The sequence below is a fragment of the Pseudoalteromonas neustonica genome, from assembly GCF_001653135.1.
Lineage (GTDB): Bacteria > Pseudomonadota > Gammaproteobacteria > Enterobacterales > Alteromonadaceae > Pseudoalteromonas > Pseudoalteromonas neustonica.
In genome coordinates this window covers 163,650-183,621 of the sequence record NZ_BDDS01000009.1, presented here as the reverse complement: position 1 = coordinate 183,621, position 19,972 = coordinate 163,650, and the positions used below count along the sequence as shown (strand labels likewise).

Here is a 19,972-nt window from a genome sequence, read left to right as displayed (position 1 = left end):
ACGTACAGTTACCAGATGGCGTAGAAATGGTAATGCCTGGTGATAACATCAAGATGACTGTAACTCTAATCTCGCCAATCGCGATGGATGAAGGTCTTCGTTTTGCTATCCGTGAAGGTGGCCGTACTGTAGGTGCTGGTGTTGTAGCAACTATCGTAGAGTAATAATTAACGTTTAAGTTAATTATTAGAAAAAGGTCACTTCGGTGACCTTTTTTAATGCCTGAAATTTACGTTATGTGAAGGTGGCGCTATTACTCTACAGTAGGTGCTTTGTAGCAACTACTGTAGAGTAATAGTTAGCCTAGCTAATTAATGCTAAAAAAAACCCGAGCATAGTCTCGGGTTTTTTAATGTCTGCGATTTACGTCATGTGAAGGTGGCGCTATTACCTTTGACGTAGGTGCTTTGTAGCAACTATCGTAGAGTAATAATTAACTTAAAAGTTAATTATTAGAAAAAGGTCACTTCGGTGGCCTTTTTTAATGCCTGCGATTTGAGCTGTAAGCTTTAAGCGGTAAGTTTTAAGTCGCTCGGCGTTAACTTTATTACTGGGGTGCTTGGGTTTAATTTCACAAAATCCGAGGGAGATAAAGCGTTTATACCAATCGTGTTAAGTTAATGACCATTTATAGCGAAAGATAAATACAGTGATAACAAGGCAGAAATTTTGACATGTAGTAGTTGTTCTCGGCAATTGCTCCTGCATTGCACTACCTCCTGCATCCATGCAGTCGTACATGAAAAATTACTAACGCATTTAGGGCTTTATTTAGTCCGTTAGAATGGTTAAATATTTAAGCCGATTGGTGTTAGATTGTGATTTATTAAAAAAGAGCACCGCAGTGCTCTTTTTAATATTTAGTAGTTATGTATATGCTTAAAAACCAAGCTGCCAGTTTACGCTGATAACACGTCCAGTTCCTGAGAAGTAACGTGTTGCAGATGGATTTGTTTGACCATAATAGGTTATATAAAACTCATCAGTAAGGTTATCAATACCCACACTAAATGCGCCGAATTGCTCAGTTTGATAGTTAACAGACAAGTCTAGCGTTGTGTAACCATCAAACTCACCGCCGGTATTAAAGTCACGATCGAATAAGGTACTCACTTGCAAGCGACTATCAATATTATTTGACCATTGTTGCTGCCAATAAAAATTTAAACGTGTTGGTGAAATGTTACTGCCGGCTAAATCGCTTTCTACTTTATTATCTCCATCACCATCATATTTACCTTGCGTATCAGCAAAGCTAGTTCCAAATGTAGTGGTGTCATTTAAGTAGTACTGGGCATTAAGCTCGAAGCCTGATATTTCAGTCCGCTCACGTTTTACACTGTAAATACCATCTGCGTTAGGTTGTAAGCGGGCCCCTAATTTAGAGGTCGACTCAAAATAGCTGGCTTTGAAGTTTAATAAATCATTTGAATATTCAAAACCAATTTCACGATTGTCGGAAATAACAGGTTCAAGGTTTAAAAAACTTTCTACAGATAAACCAGGTTGGCTAATGCTACGCAGTACTCGCCCTACATCAGCCATGCTAAAGCCTTCGCTGTAACTGGCGTATAGGCGTAAATCATCAGTAACTTTATAAACCACACCAAGGTTACCCAATAACTCGTTAAAACTAGGGTCACCACCTTCTACAAACTGGCTACCGTATGAGGCTAGGGTCGTGAAGTCATTAATTTTCAACTTTCCATATTCGTAACGTGCGCCAAGGTTAAGGGTCCAATCTTCAAATCCATCAAAGCGCAATTGCGCGAAAGGCGCTGCATTAGTAAATTTGGTTTCAGGTACCCAATTACGGCCTGTTTGTGCCAGCTCCTGATAGGTTTCATCGTTAAGTAAGTCAAGGCCAGTAACAAGATCAAAATTGCTGCCAACTAAATTATCTTTAGCATACGTGAATCGGCTACCAAATTTTTGTGATTTATTTTGCGATTGGTCAAAAAGTTCACCAATGTAATCTGGATCTTGGAAAGTCGCAAAAATACCGCCGCCATACATAGCGGCAAAGTCTTGCATAAACACTTGGACAGATAACTGACCATTTGCCAAATTATTATGGTTATAGTCAACAGTGGCTGTGGTTACACGGTTACGCGGCGTATTACCCGCAACATTACCTTTTTTAGCGCTAGTAGGGAGATTGCTAGCGGGATCACCTTTAATGGCGGCATAATTTCCCTTGCCTTCAATTTTATAGTGGTTGAGCATTGCGTGTATGCTTTGCTCATTATCTAACTGGTATTTAGCTTTAAAAAACACATCTAGGCTAGTTGAGTCTTGAGTATCACCTTGCGTGCCATCAACACCGACAAAATCACCGTGACCGTCACGATACATGCCGGTACTACGCGTTGAAATGCCCGCAACGATACTAAGATCATCTTTTTCTTGGCTAAATATATAACTCGCTTTATAACTTTGTGTATCATTTCCCCCTGCGGTTGGCGCGCTAAAGCCTGCGCTCACATGATGGTTATTTTCACCAGTTGTTTTAGTAATGATATTAATAATACCGCCGCTGGCACCCATACCTTGAATTGCATTGGCACCGCTTATCACCTCAATACGTTCTATCATCGCAGGATCAATAGTATTACCATCACGCGAACCATTTCTTAGCGGGTTTGATTGAGGTACGCCATCAATCATGTAGAGCGGTTCACGGCCACGCAATGTCTCACCAGAAGAAGTCATTTTTTGGCGACTTGGTGAAAAACTAGGTAACAAATTACCTAGAATTTGTGATAAATCTTGGGTATGCGCAAGTTGTTTTGCAATATCTTCACTGCTAATAACATTAATGGTAGCAGGAACGGTACTTACCGGTGCCGTACTACGTGTTGTTGATACTGTGATCCGTTCAATATCTGTTTGAGGATTAGCAAGTGTAGCTAAAGGCGTTAATAGAAAAGGTAAATAATATTTAAAGGTCACAATAATTCCGCTATTTGTTATAGGTAGTAAAAATCGTTCGTATTTATACATTCATTTACTTATTTTATCAATCTCGAGAATTACGCAGAAAATGAGGTGAAACCAATTTAATTCTAATGTTTCTTACTAAACTGTTGTGATTAATATAATTAATTGTGTGTTTATGTCGTGGCTATTAAAGTGGCGAAATAGGAAAGGTGATAAAAAGTTGGCAAATATAGCTTTCTCCTTTAACTTTAATATATGTATAACACGAGTGAGAAAACAATGAGCGATAAAATAACAAACCATCCACACGGTGTTTTCTGTTGGTCAGAATTGTGCACATCTGATTGGAAGAACGGTAAAGCATTTTACACTGAGCTATTTGGCTGGGGAGCAGATGATCAACCTATAGGCGACGATCTTTATTACACCATGCTACAAAAGCAAGGTGATGACGTGGCTGCAATGTACCAAATGCCTGTGGATCAAGCCCAATCAGATATACCAAGCCATTGGTTGGCGTATATAGCCGTCGATAATATTGATAGCGTGGCAGAGCAAGCAAAGTTACTCGGTGCAGAAATTATTGCTGGCCCCCATGATGTAATGGATGCTGGCCGTATGGTGCTATTAAACGAACCCGGAGGTGCGCTTTTTGCTCTTTGGCAAGGTAATCAGCATAAAGGGAGTAAGCGATTAGGTGAATTAAATACGCCATATTGGCATGAATTAGCCACTAGAAATAGTGAAAAAAGTCGCGCTTTTTATTGTCAATTATTAGGCTGGGAAAGTGAAATAACACCTATGGAAAACATGGATTATACTTTGTTTAAAGTCGATGGTAAGCCTGTAGCTGGTATGCTTGAAATGACAGACGAATGGCCTGCGGAAATTCCAGCGCACTGGATGATTTATTTAGCTGTAGATGACTGTGATAGCTATGCATTAAACGCACAGCAACTCGGAGGAGAAATATGTGTACCACCGACAGATATTCCTGACGTTGGTCGGTTTAGTGTGATCACAGATCCGCAAGGGGCAGTGTTTTCGATTATTACCTCCACAACGGATGATATAAAGTAAAGGTAGGGTATGTTTATCTTTTGAGGTTAAATTTGCTGCTGTGTGTTTGGTTTTTAGGCAAAGCAGCGCCTATGGTGTGCTGTTTCCCATAAATAGGCGATAACGCAGCATAAATGCCAAACACGCGCTGCCCAAAGGGTTCTGACTCGGGGCTATTTACCTACATGGGGGTAAGTAAGGGGCGTGAGCAGGACGCACAAGCTTTGCTCGATTCTTACTTATTCTGACATGGATGTGAGCCAGTAGAATAACGCAGGAGCAGTTATCGAGCTCACTCGATTCCAAACCTCGCGCCGCGATTAAATCGCCCCTAGATTGAACAAATTTCAACCCCGCAGGGTAAGTAGGCCCTCATCTAATTTATTAAAAAGCACCATGGTGCTTTTTTTATTTATATTTGCCCCAAAGTCTTACCTATTGATTGTTTATTGGAGCAAACGTATGACAAAGCACGTAGTAATCACAGGCGCAAACCGCGGTATAGGTCTTAATTTATGTCAGCAATATTTGGCACTCGGGTATGCAGTAACAGCCGTGGTCCGAAGCCCAACTGCCGAGCTTAAAGCTTTGGGTGTAAATGTGATCAGTAATATAGATGTTGCTAATTCAGCTAATATAGAAACGCTTGGCAACCAACTAGAGGGCCAAAAAGTTGATGTGTTGATAAATAATGCAGGTGTTTTCCACAATGAAACTCTAGCTGATATTGATTTTGATACAATTAACCAACAAATAGCGATAAATGCAGTTGCACCAATCAGAGTAACTCATGCGTTGCTTAACTGCCTTAGTGTTGATGCAAAAGTAGCGATGATAACCAGTCGTATGGGCTCAATTGCTGATAACGGCTCGGGTGGTTACATAGGTTATCGAATGTCAAAGGCTGCACTAAATGCTGCATCAGTAAGCTTGGCGCATGAATTGAAAGGCAAGCAAATTGCCGTTGGGCTATTTCATCCCGGTTTTGTACAAACACAAATGGTTAATTTTGCAGGTGATATTTCTCCTGAGGATGCAGCAGGGCGTTTAATACTGCGGATTAATGAATTAAACATAACGAATACGGGAGGCTTTTGGCACTCAAATGGTGAGACCTTGCCATGGTAAGCACCGCGCAATAACAAATAAAACTGGCTCCTTAATCGAAAGCCAGTTTTACTTTAAATAAATTATTTTTGCTATAATGCTGGCATATCAACGATTTTAGTATTTGAGAGCAGAGCATGGAACTTGAGCAAAACAGTAATTTAACCCTCCCGTTATTCCTTTTTGATGACACGTTAAATTCACGCGATTTAGAAACCCCCGACTTACTGTTAACAGTGGTATTAGACGAAACAGTATTAGCCCAGCTGTGTCAAAACCCGGGCGAAGACAGCAGTATTGGCATTAGCATTACTGATTATCAACTAGAGGCAAGCTCGCCTTTATTTTTAGACTTACTTAACCACGAACATCAAGCCCAATTAACGTTAACGCACGGTCCACTATTGAGCGCGATGCTTGATACGGATTCAGGGCAAACATTTGTATCACCGCAAATGGATATGATGCCGACGTTTGATCTTGGGGATGAGGACGAGTAAAAAATGAAGAAGTCTCTATTAGTAAGCTTTTTGGTAATAGTAATGAGTGGCTGCGCCTATTTAGGCGCTGCGCATTACGATGAAATATTTGGCCAAGAACAGATTCAACCACGAATAGTTGCACATAACACAGGCAGCGGAGCTGAATTTCTGCAGCATGTAAAACCATTATTAGATACGCGTTGCGTAGTGTGCCATGGTTGTTATGATGCGCCTTGCCAATTAAAACTTTCATCGCCAGAAGGTATTGATAGAGGCTTAAGTAAAGACCTTGTTTACGATGGCACGCGTTTATTAGCCTTGAACCCAAGTCGATTGCTTTTTGATGCAACGGATACGCAGCAGTGGCGTGAAAAAAACTTTACCCCTGTATTGAACGAGCGTGCGCAAACTGAGCAAGCCAACTTAGCGGGGAGTGTGCTGTATAATAGTTTGCTTTTAAAAATGAGCTCACCGTTACCGAAAGAAGGAGTACTAGGTAAGGAATTTGATTTTTCTCTTGATCGCAAACAGAGCTGTACGACAATGGGCGAGTTTGATCGTTTTGCAAAAGCTCAACCTCATGCTGGTATGCCTTATGGATTACCAGGGATAACGCAAACTGAATTTAAACACTTAGAAAAGTGGCTAAAAGAAGGCGGAAAAGTAGCGCATATCCCAGCGCCGGATAAAGTAGCGCTAGCGCAGGTTTTACGGTGGGAACAGTTTTTAAACCAAGATAGTTTAAAGTACCAACTGACTGCGCGTTATATTTTTGAACACTGGTATTTAGCAAATATTTACTTCAGTAAAGACGACAATAAAAGTTTTTTTAAGTTAGTGCGTTCCAGTACCCCGCCGGGTGAAGATATTAAATTGATTAGTACGCGTCGCCCCTACGATGACCCTAAAGTAGATCGCGTTTATTACCGTTTAATGCACGAGCGATCAACTATTCTAGCAAAAACCCATTTACCTTTAGCATTAGATGACGCAAAGCTTGCCCGTTTATATACGCAGTTTATTGAACCTGATTATACCGTAACAGCAATGCCTAGTTATAAACCTGAGATCGCATCAAACCCGTTTAAAGTATTTGCTTTAATGCCTGTGAAATCTAAATACCAGTTTATGCTTGATGAAGCTGAACTTATTATAATGGGATTTATTAAAGGGCCTGTATGTCGTGGTCAAATAGCGTTAAATGTTATTAACGATCATTTTTGGGTCGCGTTTGCAGATCCTGATAAAGTTGCCACGCCAGAGGTTGGGCACATGCTGCTACAGCATGAAGATGCGCTTGCACTGCCTGCAGCTGAAGAAAGTAATGCATTACCAATTTCAAGTTGGGTTAAATACGCGAACCGCCAAAGTACTTACTTAGAAGCAAAGGTTAAATTAGCAAATAAAATGTTTAAAAATGGCGAGCATTTAACGACCGATCTACTGTGGCGTGGTGAAAATACCAATAACAATGCTGCATTAACAATTTTTCGTCATTTCGATAGTGCGACCGTCGTTAAAGGTTTAATAGGGCAAGAACCAAAAACAATGTGGGTGCTTGATTATGCGTTATTTGAACGTATTCACTACTTGTTAGTTGCAGGCTTTGATGTATATGGAAATGTTGGTCATCAATTGCTTACTCGTTTGTATATGGACTTTTTACGCCTAGAGGGAGAGCAAAACTTTCTAGCATTATTACCTAAACAACAGCGCCAAGAATTAAAAGCTAATTGGTATCGTAAATCGCCAACAAGTTTAACTAACTTCTTTAAAAGTGGCGATGAGTTTAGTCAGCCAACGGGTATTACGTACAACACAAACGATCAACAACATGAATTATATAAGCTAATTAAAAGTACCTTAAAGCCAATATTAAGCCCTCGGTTTGATTACACCCAAGTGCCAGAGCCATTACAACAATTGAACGCAATGCCTGCTAAAGCAATTAATTTATTACCACAAGTCTCATATGTTTTAGTAAAAGAAACAGATGGCGAGCATCAAGCGTATACTTTGATTCACCACAATGCACACTTTAATATATCGAGTTTATTGAATGAAGATGGACAACGTGCATTTGCCGAAGACACAATAACAATTGTGCCTGGTTTTATTGGTGATTACCCTGAAGCAATTTGGTATTTGAATAACCAAGACCAAGTGACTGAATTTGCGCAGTTACTCCCAATGATGCAAGTTGAGGCTGACTATCGCTCTTTAAAAAGCCGGTTTGGAATTCGTCGTACCAACCCTGAGTTTTGGCTGTACAGTGATATTTTGCACAAAGTAGCAAAACAATATCGAGGGATTGAATATGGACTGTTTGATTATAATCGTTTAGAGAACCGCTAATTTAAAACATTTGCGTCACTTTAAGGGGAGGCTTTAAAGTGACAATACACAGTAAAATGGTGGTTGTTTATCATTGGTAGTCTACACTTAGACAAAAAGAGATGAGCCCGCAATGTTACAGATAATTGCTAATATTCGATCACGTTACCGCTGGGCATTACTAGCGATAGCTATACTCAGTACTGCAGCCGCATTGCTGATGCAGTATTTATTTGCAATACAAAAAGATGAATCACTGGTGATTAACATTGCAGGTAAACAGCGTATGCTCTCACAAAAAATTGCTTGGTATAGCAATATAATAAATGACAGTCATAAGCTACAACAGCATCCCAAATACAAAGAGGCCCTTGAAAATGCAGTTACTGAGTTTCAACAAGGTCACCAATTTTTAACGAAACAAGATCAGCAAGGTCATTATCTTTATCTAAATACAGAGTTGGAAGATCATTATTTTTCGATGCCTGATATGCTCGCAATACAAAGTGAGCAGTATATTCTTACTGCGCAACAAATATTAAAACAGTCAGAATCGAATATTGCTAATCTGCATATTTTTAGCCTTGATGAAGCTGAATTACTACTAACTAAACTAGACGACGCAGTTACTTTGTTTGAGCAACAAACGACTCACAAAGTAGCGCTAATATCTTATTTAGAGCTCTCTTTTTGGCTACTAACATTACTGCTATTGATGATTGAATTGAAATTTATTTTTCAGCCAATGGAACGTCAAATAATCGCAACATTAAATAAATACCAACAACAAAAAAAATATGCAGAACAAATCAGCCAAAACAAGGAACGGTTCATTGCGCGTACCAGTCATGAATTTAGAACCCCATTACAAGGGTTGATGCATGCAATTGATGAGCTAGAAGTTAACACAGCGCAACAGGCTGTAAAACAACAAGCGCAATACTGCGCTAATCGCCTTATCAATATGTTAGATGAGTTACATGAAGCCCAGTTGATAAATAAAGGTTTGTGGCAACTCAAATTGTCTCGTGCGAATATATTAGATAGCTTACAGTCGGTGGTTAATTCGTATCAATTTGCTTGCACACAAAAGCAACTCGCTTTATTTATAAATTTATCGCCAGAGCTTGACTGTGATGTGGAGTTGGATCATCCCCGTTTGCAGCAATTGGTTGGCGAGTTACTGAGCAATGCGATTAAATTTACAGATAAAGGCAATATAACGGTATCTGCATCCATACATAAAATGCAGCAACTGCATTTAACAGTAAGTGATACCGGGACGGGATTTTTAGGGGATTCACCAGCGTTTTTTTTACAAAATGAGACGCAACAAAATCACTTTCAAGGCCTGCAAATGGGGCTCTCTCGCGTGCAGAATATAGTTTCGGCACAGCAAGGAGATATCGAATTTTTAAGTAACAAACCTTACGGTGCAAAAGTGCATGTGGTGTTACCTGTTAAAGTCGCAAATGCCGGTGATGAAACTCAATTACCAGTAAATTTACATTGCCTAGTTGTTGAAGATAATCCACTTAATGCAATGATATTAGGGCGTATTTTGGCAGAGTTAAATTACACTTATGACATGGCTGAAAATGGTTTAATTGCAACGGATAAAGTAACTGAATCTCAGTACGATTTAATTTTTATGGACTTAAATATGCCCGTAATGGATGGTTTTCAGGCGATTAAGGTTATTCGTCAAGAATTAAAATCGCAAGTGCCTATTATTGTCGTCACTGCAAATACCTCAACCGCTGATTTAGAGAAGACCTACGAATTAGGCGTCAATAATCATGTATATAAACCGATTAATGCTGAGTATATTAAAAAAGCCCTTATTGAAGCTGTTAAGGGCTAAACTATTTATTTGCTGACAAGGTTAGCGAGTGATTTTAATATCACCTACGCCCACTTCAACATTAATAGAATATTGACCATTACCACGGTATAGCGTTTCAGAACTCACCATTTTACGCGTATGCTGAGCATCGTTTTTCATGCCAGATACACGCGTGTCGCCCACACCACTATTAAGTTCAATACGTTTGTAATCATCAAGTTCGCTGCGAATACGCACCGCACCAACACCCACGTCAATATCGGCTGAGTTAGCAAAATCATTGACTTCAATATCGCCCACGCCAAGCTCTAAATCAATAGCCATGCTCGTTGGTAAACTAACAACCCACTTTTGTTGGATGTCGTCATTATCTACATTTAGGCTTAATTTATTGGCGTTTTGTTGATGATCTAACGTGATACTTTCAAGATCAATCTCAGATTTGAATCCGTTATTGTTTTTAGCTTTAAACTCTATCGATACTTTAACATTAGAGCCTTGGTGAGTCGTCAGTTCTAAACTGCCAACAGGGACATTAATATCCAACTGCTGTTGCCCTGAAATATTAAATGTTTGCTCAATATGTGGCTCAGCATGAGCAAAAACGCTGGTTGTTAGTAGTGCGCTGGCGGCTGTGAAAAGTAAAAAATTGTTCATAGTATTGCTCATTATTAGTTGGTTTATAAGTTAGACGCAGTGACGTTTAAAAAGGTTTAAAAAGGTTTAAATTAATTTTTACCATCAGTAGTTATCTTTATCAAAGTCATGTATTTTCAGGTTAAATAACGTAGAGGATCGTTTAGTGCAATCAATTCAACTGCAAAATATTACAGCTCGGTTAGGCGCTGAAGAGCGAGATGGTTACCTGCTTAAAGATATAAGCTGGCAAGTAAACAGTGGTGAACATTGGGTATTATTAGGTGGTAATGGCGCCGGAAAATCCGCAATTACAGCAACTCTATTATTTTACTAGCAAAGAAAAGGTTCTAGATGCTAGGCATTAGGAAAAGCCACTTACTTCTCAATCAATAAAAATAAACTGGCTTAAAGTATATGGATAGTAAACAGTTACATAATTTGTTATTAATGAGTAATGTATATAAGGGTACGCGCCTTTTGTCTAAAAGAGGAAGGTACTCTTTGATTGAATTGTTAGATATATCACATTGGGGCTACTATGGATGCAATGACTTGGGGGTTTGCTGGTACGCTTGTAGGGGTTACAGCAAGTATTGCTACTACCGCGATGACAAATTAGATTACATATAAAACTTCAAGAAACACCAAAATTCAAGATCGAGAAGAACGTGCAAGAGTATTCCAAAGAGAAACGTTACTTGAATTATAAATTGAAATTCGAAAATATATTCTCATCTGTTCTCGCTCATATCGATCAAAAATGAACATTCACGACTTAACTTGTGAATGGAAAGAGCATATTCCTGAAAATTTAGATGAACAATTATTTAAGTTGAATTCAAAAACATCAATTTTAATTCAGCGTGTATCAAACGACAAACTACGCAATAAATTAGATGAACTACAAACAGCAGCAACCAAGTGTAATAGGTCTAAAAATGAATGCGAGGCTGAAACACATTATGTTGCTTATTCAGATATTTATGAAAAGTTGCATGAACAATTAGGCTACGAATTGAGAGGTTTATACTAGTCAGAATGCCTAATAGATATAAGCCTTAACCAGTCGATAGGCGCTAGTAGTCTTTTTGGCCGCTTTATACAATGATGGTCAATTCTAAATCAATAAACAAATTCGTTCACTTCCTCTAAAGCGCAGCGCCTATTAATCTTTTTGAAAATAATTGCTTAAATTTTTTTGCATAAAGAGGAAAGAATGCTCATCCGGTAGGTCGTCATTTATGGCGACAGTTTTTAGTTATTGTATTTTACGCGCTAAAGCACGACCTACGCCAATCCCTGAGTTTTAGTTACCTAACATACTAACTTAGGTTTTACCTCTAAAGCGCAGCGCCTATTAATCTTTTTGAAAATAATTCGCTTAATTTTTTTGCGCAAAGAGGAAATAATGAGAAGTAAGTGAGGGTAATTTAGCGCTTATTATTGGTATGTTTAAATGTTTAAATGTTTAAATGTTTAAATGTTTAAATGTTTAAATGTTTAAATGTTTAAATGTTTAAATGTTTAAATGTGTAATCAAATCGGTATTGAAGTTAAAGCAGCCCGCTTGGCTATTAATAACCAAGCGGCTGGATTGTTTATCCGTGGTTGCTTACAGTCGAGTGACGGTAAAACCGTGATCTTTAAATTGCTTTAATAAACCGTGTTGCTCTGGTAAATGCAGTACTAATACTCAGAATACTTATTCAGAAGACATCCACCCTAAAGGTTGTATTTTTCATATTTTTACTGGTTTTTAATTAGTATGAAAAACAAATAGCTTCACAAGAAGTTACTGTGAAAGTCTAAACAGAAAGCAGCGAGCGAATCGCATAGAACTTGAACTACTCATTAAAAAATTAAAGATGCAATCATGCAGTGATTTTCATGCATGTAATTTAGGGTTTTCAATGATATTTACTCATTTAATGAACGATGAGCGAGTAGTGATAAAAAGAGATAATTTTTAGCCCAAATAATACTAAGATGACATCTATCTTAAATATCGTATTTATAATATAAACAAACTATGTTTGGGGCTTGACGAGAGGATCAGCTGTGTTACAGCTCTAAATATAATAATAGGCGCTGACATGGTAATTTATGTAAATCACCATGTAAAAGTTAAAAGGACAAATATTAAGTACCACTTATAGTGTTAGGCTTTTGCTATTAAGGGCTTTTTATATTTTTTATAAAGTTTGATCGTAAAATAAACGCTTACTTCCATAACAAGAATAATAGAGGCGAAAATTAATGTTCCACTTAGGTTGAAGCTGCCTTCTTGGTAATAGTAAACAGCGCTTAAAAGTAAGGCTAATACAAAGTATGAAATTGTGAATTTAAAACGTTTCATCGTTATCCTTAATAACCAGCTGGTTTTAATGGTGGTTTTAATGGTGGTTTTAATGGTGGTTGCTTACAGTCGAGTGACGGTAAAACCGTGATCTTTAAATTGCTTTAATAAACCGTGTTGCTCTGGTAAATGCAGTGCGCCGACTGCAATGAATAGCTTTTCTTTACCAATGCGAGGAGTGAGTTCCTTCACCCAGTTGTTGTTACGCTCAATGAGCATGACCTGTTCACTGATTTCGCCGTAGCTGCTGTCATCAAAGCTTTCATTGTAATACTTGGTTAACGTCGCCATATCGCCGTTTTTCCACGCATTTACTAGGGTAATAAAGTAAGTTTCAACATCAGCGAGTTGCTCAAATGTTTCTTCAATCATTTCATTGCTTAATAAAGACATATGATTAAACATTTCCATCTGATACTCAAGGGTTTCTAGCTCACCAATACTAATGCCATTGTTTTTGGAGTAAGCAAGTACTTGCTTGTCAATGCCATTTTGATCTGAGAATCCAGCATTTTGAAATTCAATTTGCATCATAGTGACCATAACGGCCCACGGTGCTAAGTTGTTAAACATTGCAATATCAATCGACTTTTTGGCGAAGTATTCTTTGAGCTTTTTGTAGTTATGTTCAGAGAGCTCTGACTGTAGTGTTTTACCATTTTTAAGCATCATAAAAGGCATTGAACGGCGCTGCATTTCGATTGGGCTAATAGCGCTGATATCAACTTCTACAATTACTTTTTCGCTGGCATCAATTGCTTTGATAACTTTTTTAGGAAGTCCTTTCATGGAGGTATCACCTACATGCACGGTGCCAAAAAGGTAAGAGTTAATGCCGTTTTTTTCTATTTTCCAAAGGCCAGGCTCACTATGGCTGGCAAAACTGGCACACAGTAAAAGAGATAAAATAAAGTAGCTGCTAATACGCTGTGTAAAATTCATAATTGTCCTTATTGTTTAGGTATGCGTTCATCTTAAACCAATATGTTTAATTGGGTAATATTAAAATTAGGGCTAAGCGGGAGTCTGGTTTATTTTCTGCTTTGATAGTAAATTTATTAAGTGTACAAATGCTTTTAACTATCGCTAATCCTAAGCCATGGCGTTGGTTATTTGTTCTTGAACTATCAAGTTGGTACAAGGGATCAAAAATAGCTTCCAGCTGCTGAGCCGTTAAAGGTGTTACCAAGGTATTACATAAGGTGATTGTTGTATTATCAGGTGATTGCTCAACGTGTAAGTTGATAGGATCAGTGGTTAAGCCATAGAATAAGGCATTATCGAGTAAATTTAATAAAATAGTATGCAAACAAAACCGATCAGCGACAACGCGAGCTGTCGGTACAACTGTAAGATTTAAACGCTGCTTAATGTTTGGGTGTTTAAAATTTAATTCATTACAGGTTTGTTGAATAAAATTAGCCAGAGTGATGATTTCTTTGGTTAGCTCTATCGAACTGCTTCCAGCGCGTTGTAATAACAATAAGTTATTTACAATGGCTTTCATTCGCACCGAAATCGCCAGTATATCACTGGTATAAGTGGCGCTAATTCGTTCATCGTTAGGATAACGCAGTGCGACTTCAGATAAGCTTATTAATTCAGCAATAGGTGTTTTTAACTCGTGGGCTATATCGCTTGTGAGGCGTTTTTCATTTTGATACAGCTGCTGGTTGGTGGTAATAAATTTATTGAGCTCGTTACGTATCGGCTCAATTTCCTCTACAGGAAAATCACTTTTTATTGTTTGTGATGCACCGGTAATATCCAATAACTTAATTTGTTCATTTAAGTTATTTAGCGGATAAAGCCCTCGACTTACAATGCGCGTGACTAAATAGCGCACCCCAAAAACAGCAATAATACAGGTGAGTACAAACACCACATCAATAATAATCAGTACTTTATTTAAAGCGGCGGTAGGCGCTGCAATCGTTAATGTCATTGTCATAAAGTGATTATTATCTTGGGGGAGATCGTCATCTTTTTGAGCAATAAAATGGCTGATCATGGCGCGACCGCTTTCACCATTAGGTAATACGTAATCAATAATTTTAAACTCGTTGATTGGAATGTCTAAATTAGGCAGTTCAACGGATGGGTATAACGCTAATGAATCTGATTTTTCAAAAGTACGTTGCTCATGCCATAGTTGATAAAACTCTGTGGCATTAGCTTGTTCGTATTCAGACATAAACTCACCTGCAAAATCAAACTCTAGTATGCCGTTATCGTCCTCAACCAATGTTTTTAAATAGTTCGATTTATTTGAAAGGGATTGATTAAATTGATCTTCAACCCAGCCATCAACGCTTAAATCCACGGTTAAAAAAATAGTGACTAAAATAACGGATATAACCGCACTGATATTATTTACGAGTTTACGTTTAATTGAATGAATTTTAATTTTCTGAGGCGACATAGCCAAATCCACGTTTATTTTTTATTGGTAGTTCGCCGCCTAATAGACGCACTTTTTTACGAACGGCTGAAATATGCGCCTCTAGCGCGTTTTTTGAGAGCATATCAAATTGCCCAACGACGGCTTCGCTGATCATTTCAAGCCCAAGGACTCTGTCTTTTGCGCTAAATAAACACTCGATAATTTTGTATTCATTACGAGTGATATTGACTGACTGCTGCTGATAATTAAACGTTTTTAAACTCAAGTCTAATACGCAGTCACCAACACGTAATGTATTTTGTTGGCTTTGTAGTTGCCCTCTACGTGACAACGCAAGCACTCGAGCATGCAGCTCTTCAAACGAGAATGGCTTAGTGAGGTAATCATCAGCGCCTTTCATTAAGCCATTTATTTTATCGTGCGCTTCACTGCGTGCTGAGAGAATTAATACCCGTGTTTGGCTGGGCGTACTCCTTAGCGCTTGTAATATGCTCATACCATCAACACTGGGTAGCATTAAATCGAGTATGATTAAGTCATAATCACTTGATAGCGCCATACTCAAACCTTCAGAGCCATCGCCGCTTTCATCCACGGTAAAGCCTAAATTGTTTAGCCCCACGAGAAGGCTGCGCCTTAGCGGCTCTGAATCTTCGATTATTAGTATTTTCATGCTGTTAGCTTTTATAAAACATAATCTTTAGCTTTTAACTGTAGCAAGCTGCTTAAATTAATGATACCAACCTTTTTGGTAGGCAAGGTTGCCTAAATTAGCGTGAGCTAACGCTTGTTTGACCATTATTGGATCATTGCTAGTCGGCACCAGTTTATTTTGTGTGTAAGTGTACGTTGTAGCTGGTTTTTGTGGTTGTAATATGACGACTTTATTGCCTTGCATATAAGCAAAGTTTTTATCGTACTGCATTATCGCGCGATGTTTATCTGAGTGCATTGTTTGCGATAGGTCATGACCTATCATTGGGTGTTCGCCACTGGCACCAATAAGTGATAACAGTGTCACTGGGATATCTAATTGACTTGCTAGCTGGTGGTCGCGTTTAGCGGTAATGCCATTACCAAAAATAACAGCAGGAATACGAAAGTGATCGATAGGCACAAGGCTTGCGCCAGAAACACGTGAGTCATGATCAGCAATAACAATAAAGATGGTATCTTCCCAGTAGCGTGATTTTTTTGCCTTTTCAATAAAAGTGCCTAATGCGTAATCTGCATATTTAGCGGCATTATTGCGAGTTTGCTTTTGGTTATCGTATAAAGTGATTTTACCATCAGGAAATTCATAAGGGCTGTGGTTTGAGCTTGAAAAAATTAAACTAAAAAATGGCTTATTCTGTTGCTGCAATTTATTTAATTCTATATCGGCTTGGTTAAATAGATCTTCATCTGAGGCACCCCACGAGCCATTAAAGTCAATATTAGCAAAGTCATCACTATCAATAATCTGCTTAAAACCATTACCTAAAAAGAAGCTTTGCATATTATCGAAATGACTTTCACCGCCGTAAATAAACTGTGTGTGGTAATCCCGCTTGGCAAGAAAATCAGCGATAGTGAAAAAGTCTCGTTGTGATTTATCTAATTTGACAACGGCACGTGAAGGGGTTGGCACAAAGCCGGTGATCACAGCTTCAATGCCTCTGACGGAACGAGTGCCAGTGGCGTACAAATTATCAAACCCCCAACCTTGTTGATAGAGCGCGTCAATATTTGGTGTCAGTGGTAAGCCACCTAATGTCCCCACGTAACGTGCACCTAAACTTTCTTGTAAAATGATCACCAAATTCTTTGCTTTGCCTTGGTTGCTAGCGCTATGAAAGGTTTTTGTTGGTGCTGTTGTATCGTTAAATAATGCAGATTCGTTTTGCATTGCTGCTCTGACTAAATTGAGTAACTCTGGTTCAGGTATTGTGCCGTAGTAATCTTGGCTGGATTTTTCATTGCCTAATTGTTTAATTGCAAAGGCGACGCTATACAGTGAGTTTAATGTCAGGTCATTTAATAAATGATCAGTGGAAAATGCGACCATCGCAGGGTTAAGTGGGCGGTGCCCTAACGAGTTTCGTGCACCTAATACAGTTAAGCACAATAAGCTTACAATTAGGAGTGTATGCGTTATAGCTGAGAGTTTACTTTGACTACGCCATTGACTTGAAAAAATTTTAGTGGCTAGCTTCACGCCTAAAACCAACACGAGTAAAGTGATAAATACTTCAATTTTATAACCTGAAAAAATCATTTTTGAGACTTCTTTAGGGTAAATGAGGTACTCAATAAATAAGCGGTTTGGACGTAAGTCGTATTCGTTAATAAAGGTTGGTGTGATCACTTCAAAAAAGATTAATAAAGCGGCCATGAATACTAAATAGTATTTAATGATAACGCGAATAACATGTTCTCTGGAGAATAAAGTACTGGCAATAATAAGTAATAATGCAGGCATTAAAATATAACTTAAGGTCGCGATATCAACCCGTAAACCACCTATAAAAATAGACATCCACGCGTGGGAGCTAAAAACTCTTTCGCCTTGCCATATGCTCAGACTAAAGCGAGCGAGTGTGAGGATACAGAGCGATAAAGCAAAAAACACCAGTAATACCCAGTATGGACCAAGACGATTTTTAAATGCTGTAAACGCGGTTTGATTAACTAAGCCCATAATAGTGCCCACCAAATTGCAGCGCAAATAAGCATGGCAATAAATACACTCGCAGAAGCGATGTCTTTGGCGAGTCCTGACAGCTCATGGTGCTCAGTCCCAATGCGATCGACTACCACTTCAACTGCGGTATTAACGAGCTCTGCAAACAACACAAATAAAAGGCTGGCAGCTAATAGTAACTTATCTGATAGCGGGATCGTTTGAAGCCATAAGTACAGTCCTAGCAGGCTAAATAGCATGAGCTCTTGGCGAAATGCGGCCTCGTGTTTACTCATCCATTTTAAGCCATTAAAAGTATGGCGTAAGGTAAATATAAGGCGCATTAGTCCGTGGCGTTTTATCACTGTTTTATTATTCATAAGATTACTTCGCTGTGATGTTTAAGTTGGGTGATTGGCTGGCAATGGGCAAGTACATCTAAATTTTGTTGGTAAGTGAGAGTGTTAATGCCGATTAAATTCACTAAGGTATGAAAAATATTGTCATGAGAAAGGCTTTGCGTTGGGTTTGCTTGCGCTATACATGTATTTGTAATGCCTTGATTTGTATGATCAGCCCAAATATAAAGAGGAACATGAGTTTGGCCGCTAGGGGCAAAGCGATATGGAAAACCATGCAGATACGCACCATTTTCACCTAGAGACTCACCATGATCAGAAATATATAAAAAGCTTTTTTCTATATTGTCAGGGAGCGCATTTAGTTGTGCGATGGCCAAGCTATTTACGTAATCGCTATAGGCAATGGTGTTGTCGTATGTATTCGTTAATTGTGTGCTAGAGCAGTTTTGAATATCACTGCGATCACAAGTGGGGGTAAATTGTTTAAATTGTTCAGGATAGCGCTGAAAATACGTAGGCCCATGTGAGCCCATCATATGCAATACAATAACGGTATTAGCGTGGCTAAGGTTTGCCAATTTGCGTCGTAAAGGTGCAATTAGCGCTTCATCGTAACAATGTGCTTGTTGACAAAAAGCAGCATTATTAGGGGTTTTAATTGCTTCATTGTTGATTGTAGTAACACGGTTGCATACCTCTTTACAGCCGCTGTTATTATCAATCCACAGTACATCTGCTCCCGCACTTTGAGCTAGGTCAAGTATATTTTGTTGGTTGTCAGTGTCGCGACGAGAAAATGCGGCGTGTGGCTGAGCTGAAAACATGCAAGGAACAGACACTGCGGTAGCTGTACCACACGAAGCCACATTATTAAAATAATGCACGCCCAACGGTTGCGTATATTGATTAGTATTACGAGGGTAGCCTTGGTAGCTAAAATTTTCAGCGCGGGCTGTCTCGCCTACCATAATCACGGTAACGCGTGTTTGGCTTGGTTTAACTAATAGTGGATTGGTATCAAGTTGTTTAAATGGCATATCTTTGTATAGCCATTGATCACGGATATATTTATAGCTACTCGTTAAATATTGAAATGGAATGAGCTCTTTTTTCAGAATCCGATTATTACGCCCAGTTGCAGCGTAATCAGCATAAAAATTAACGACCACAAGTGCGATGAGCACTAAGCAGCCGGCAACTAGCTTGCTACGACTGAGTAGCTCTTGATGTGGGCGATTGAAGTTAATTTTCACTTTATTCAAAACAAATAGCGGTATGGCGCAAAACAACATTAAAAAGCCAATGAGCTGGGTATTTAAGTAGCTCATTGCTTCTTTGCCGTCGGTTTCAAAAGTGTTTTGAATCATTGAATAATCAAACACCACGCCGTAATTAACAGAGCCATATAGCGCGGCGCTAGAAATCACTAACAGTATGTAGGCGGCGGGCTTTAGTAGCCAGCGAGTGGAAAGCAGTGAGAAAAACAGCACCAGCAAACACATTAACAAAAGTGGTACAGACAGCAGAAATAACCATGAAAATGAATTTAAAGCAGTAATTGCCGTAAATGCACCTTCTATAAAAGGTATGTTGATCACTAAACAGTAGTAACAAGCTAGCACTATAATAAATACGTTAGCGCTACAGTGAAAATAGACATGTTTATTATTGGTCGTAACTTTAAGCGAGGGTAATCTTTTAATTAAATCTAACATAGCAATACTCTGTAAACATAACCTCGCTATATTAATTAATTAGACTTAAGAAACGCTGAGGAGAAA

Annotated in this window: 18 protein-coding genes; 9 read left to right on the top strand and 9 right to left on the bottom strand. The window is 38.7% G+C overall.

Features of this window, described 5'->3' with window-relative positions:
• On the top strand, nucleotides 1–164 hold a 164-nt coding region (locus A7967_RS22440), incomplete at its 5' end, for an EF-Tu C-terminal domain-related protein (protein WP_501193728.1).
• A 715-nt stretch (nucleotides 165–879) separates the two neighbouring features.
• On the opposite strand, the gene A7967_RS14390 is transcribed toward A7967_RS22440, so the two are convergent.
• Nucleotides 880–2,952, bottom strand: a complete 2,073-nt coding sequence (locus A7967_RS14390; RefSeq protein ID WP_231659015.1) for a TonB-dependent receptor — start codon at nucleotides 2,950–2,952, stop codon at nucleotides 880–882.
• A gap of 267 nt (nucleotides 2,953–3,219) precedes the next feature.
• Between A7967_RS14390 and A7967_RS14385 the strand changes: the two genes are divergently transcribed.
• The 5 genes from A7967_RS14385 to A7967_RS14365 all read left to right on the top strand — a co-directional run bounded on the left by A7967_RS14385 (nucleotide 3,220) and on the right by A7967_RS14365 (nucleotide 9,786).
• Nucleotides 3,220–4,020, top strand: coding sequence for a VOC family protein (locus A7967_RS14385; RefSeq protein ID WP_054204955.1), 801 nt, complete (start codon nucleotides 3,220–3,222; stop codon nucleotides 4,018–4,020).
• A gap of 441 nt (nucleotides 4,021–4,461) precedes the next feature.
• Nucleotides 4,462–5,127, top strand: coding sequence for an SDR family oxidoreductase (locus A7967_RS14380; protein ID WP_054204938.1), 666 nt, complete (start codon nucleotides 4,462–4,464; stop codon nucleotides 5,125–5,127).
• A 116-nt stretch (nucleotides 5,128–5,243) separates the two neighbouring features.
• Complete coding sequence (locus A7967_RS14375; protein ID WP_054204937.1) at nucleotides 5,244–5,606, top strand: hypothetical protein; 363 nt, start codon at nucleotides 5,244–5,246, stop codon at nucleotides 5,604–5,606.
• Nucleotides 5,607–5,609: 3 nt separating this feature from the next.
• Complete coding sequence (locus tag A7967_RS14370) at nucleotides 5,610–7,943, top strand: fatty acid cis/trans isomerase (protein WP_054204936.1); 2,334 nt, start codon at nucleotides 5,610–5,612, stop codon at nucleotides 7,941–7,943.
• A gap of 112 nt (nucleotides 7,944–8,055) precedes the next feature.
• Nucleotides 8,056–9,786, top strand: a complete 1,731-nt coding sequence (locus A7967_RS14365; RefSeq protein WP_054204935.1) for a response regulator — start codon at nucleotides 8,056–8,058, stop codon at nucleotides 9,784–9,786.
• A 21-nt stretch (nucleotides 9,787–9,807) separates the two neighbouring features.
• Here A7967_RS14365 and A7967_RS14360 read toward each other — a convergent pair whose 3' ends face one another.
• The gene (locus tag A7967_RS14360) at nucleotides 9,808–10,425 is read right to left on the bottom strand and encodes a toast rack family protein (protein WP_054204934.1); all 618 of its coding nucleotides are present in this window, start codon (nucleotides 10,423–10,425) and stop codon (nucleotides 9,808–9,810) included.
• Between the two features lie 145 nt (nucleotides 10,426–10,570).
• Here A7967_RS14360 and A7967_RS22435 point away from each other — a divergent pair, with 145 nt between their 5' ends.
• The 3 genes from A7967_RS22435 to A7967_RS23565 all read left to right on the top strand — a co-directional run bounded on the left by A7967_RS22435 (nucleotide 10,571) and on the right by A7967_RS23565 (nucleotide 12,064).
• Nucleotides 10,571–10,741 (top strand): ATP-binding cassette domain-containing protein, encoded by a 171-nt coding sequence (locus tag A7967_RS22435; protein ID WP_082379027.1) that lies wholly within the window; start codon nucleotides 10,571–10,573, stop codon nucleotides 10,739–10,741.
• 426 nt (nucleotides 10,742–11,167) lie between these two features.
• On the top strand, nucleotides 11,168–11,440 hold the full coding sequence (locus tag A7967_RS23385; protein ID WP_231659014.1) for a hypothetical protein: 273 nt from the start codon (nucleotides 11,168–11,170) through the stop codon (nucleotides 11,438–11,440).
• Between the two features lie 495 nt (nucleotides 11,441–11,935).
• Nucleotides 11,936–12,064, top strand: coding sequence for a hypothetical protein (locus A7967_RS23565; RefSeq protein ID WP_268794919.1), 129 nt, complete (start codon nucleotides 11,936–11,938; stop codon nucleotides 12,062–12,064).
• A 501-nt stretch (nucleotides 12,065–12,565) separates the two neighbouring features.
• Here the strand turns inward: A7967_RS23565 and A7967_RS14350 are convergent.
• The 7 genes from A7967_RS14350 to A7967_RS14320 all read right to left on the bottom strand — a co-directional run bounded on the left by A7967_RS14350 (nucleotide 12,566) and on the right by A7967_RS14320 (nucleotide 19,906).
• Nucleotides 12,566–12,763: a hypothetical protein gene (locus A7967_RS14350; protein ID WP_054204933.1), complete on the bottom strand. Its 198-nt coding sequence runs from the start codon at nucleotides 12,761–12,763 to the stop codon at nucleotides 12,566–12,568.
• Nucleotides 12,764–12,826: 63 nt separating this feature from the next.
• Nucleotides 12,827–13,705, bottom strand: a complete 879-nt coding sequence (locus A7967_RS14345; protein ID WP_054204932.1) for a TraB/GumN family protein — start codon at nucleotides 13,703–13,705, stop codon at nucleotides 12,827–12,829.
• A 46-nt stretch (nucleotides 13,706–13,751) separates the two neighbouring features.
• On the bottom strand, nucleotides 13,752–15,185 hold the full coding sequence (locus tag A7967_RS14340) for a sensor histidine kinase (protein ID WP_054204931.1): 1,434 nt from the start codon (nucleotides 15,183–15,185) through the stop codon (nucleotides 13,752–13,754).
• Nucleotides 15,166–15,840, bottom strand: a complete 675-nt coding sequence (locus A7967_RS14335) for a response regulator transcription factor (RefSeq protein ID WP_054204930.1) — start codon at nucleotides 15,838–15,840, stop codon at nucleotides 15,166–15,168. Before A7967_RS14335 ends, A7967_RS14340 begins: the two co-directional genes overlap by 20 nt.
• A 57-nt stretch (nucleotides 15,841–15,897) precedes the next feature.
• Entirely contained in the window at nucleotides 15,898–17,847 is a 1,950-nt protein-coding gene (locus A7967_RS14330) for an LTA synthase family protein (RefSeq protein WP_054204929.1), read from the bottom strand.
• Nucleotides 17,838–18,209, bottom strand: coding sequence for a diacylglycerol kinase (locus tag A7967_RS14325; protein WP_054204928.1), 372 nt, complete (start codon nucleotides 18,207–18,209; stop codon nucleotides 17,838–17,840). The genes A7967_RS14330 and A7967_RS14325 overlap by 10 nt, the downstream gene beginning before the upstream one ends.
• Complete coding sequence (locus tag A7967_RS14320; RefSeq protein WP_054204927.1) at nucleotides 18,206–19,906, bottom strand: phosphoethanolamine transferase; 1,701 nt, start codon at nucleotides 19,904–19,906, stop codon at nucleotides 18,206–18,208. Before A7967_RS14320 ends, A7967_RS14325 begins: the two co-directional genes overlap by 4 nt.
• Between the last annotated feature and the right edge of the window lie 66 nt (nucleotides 19,907–19,972).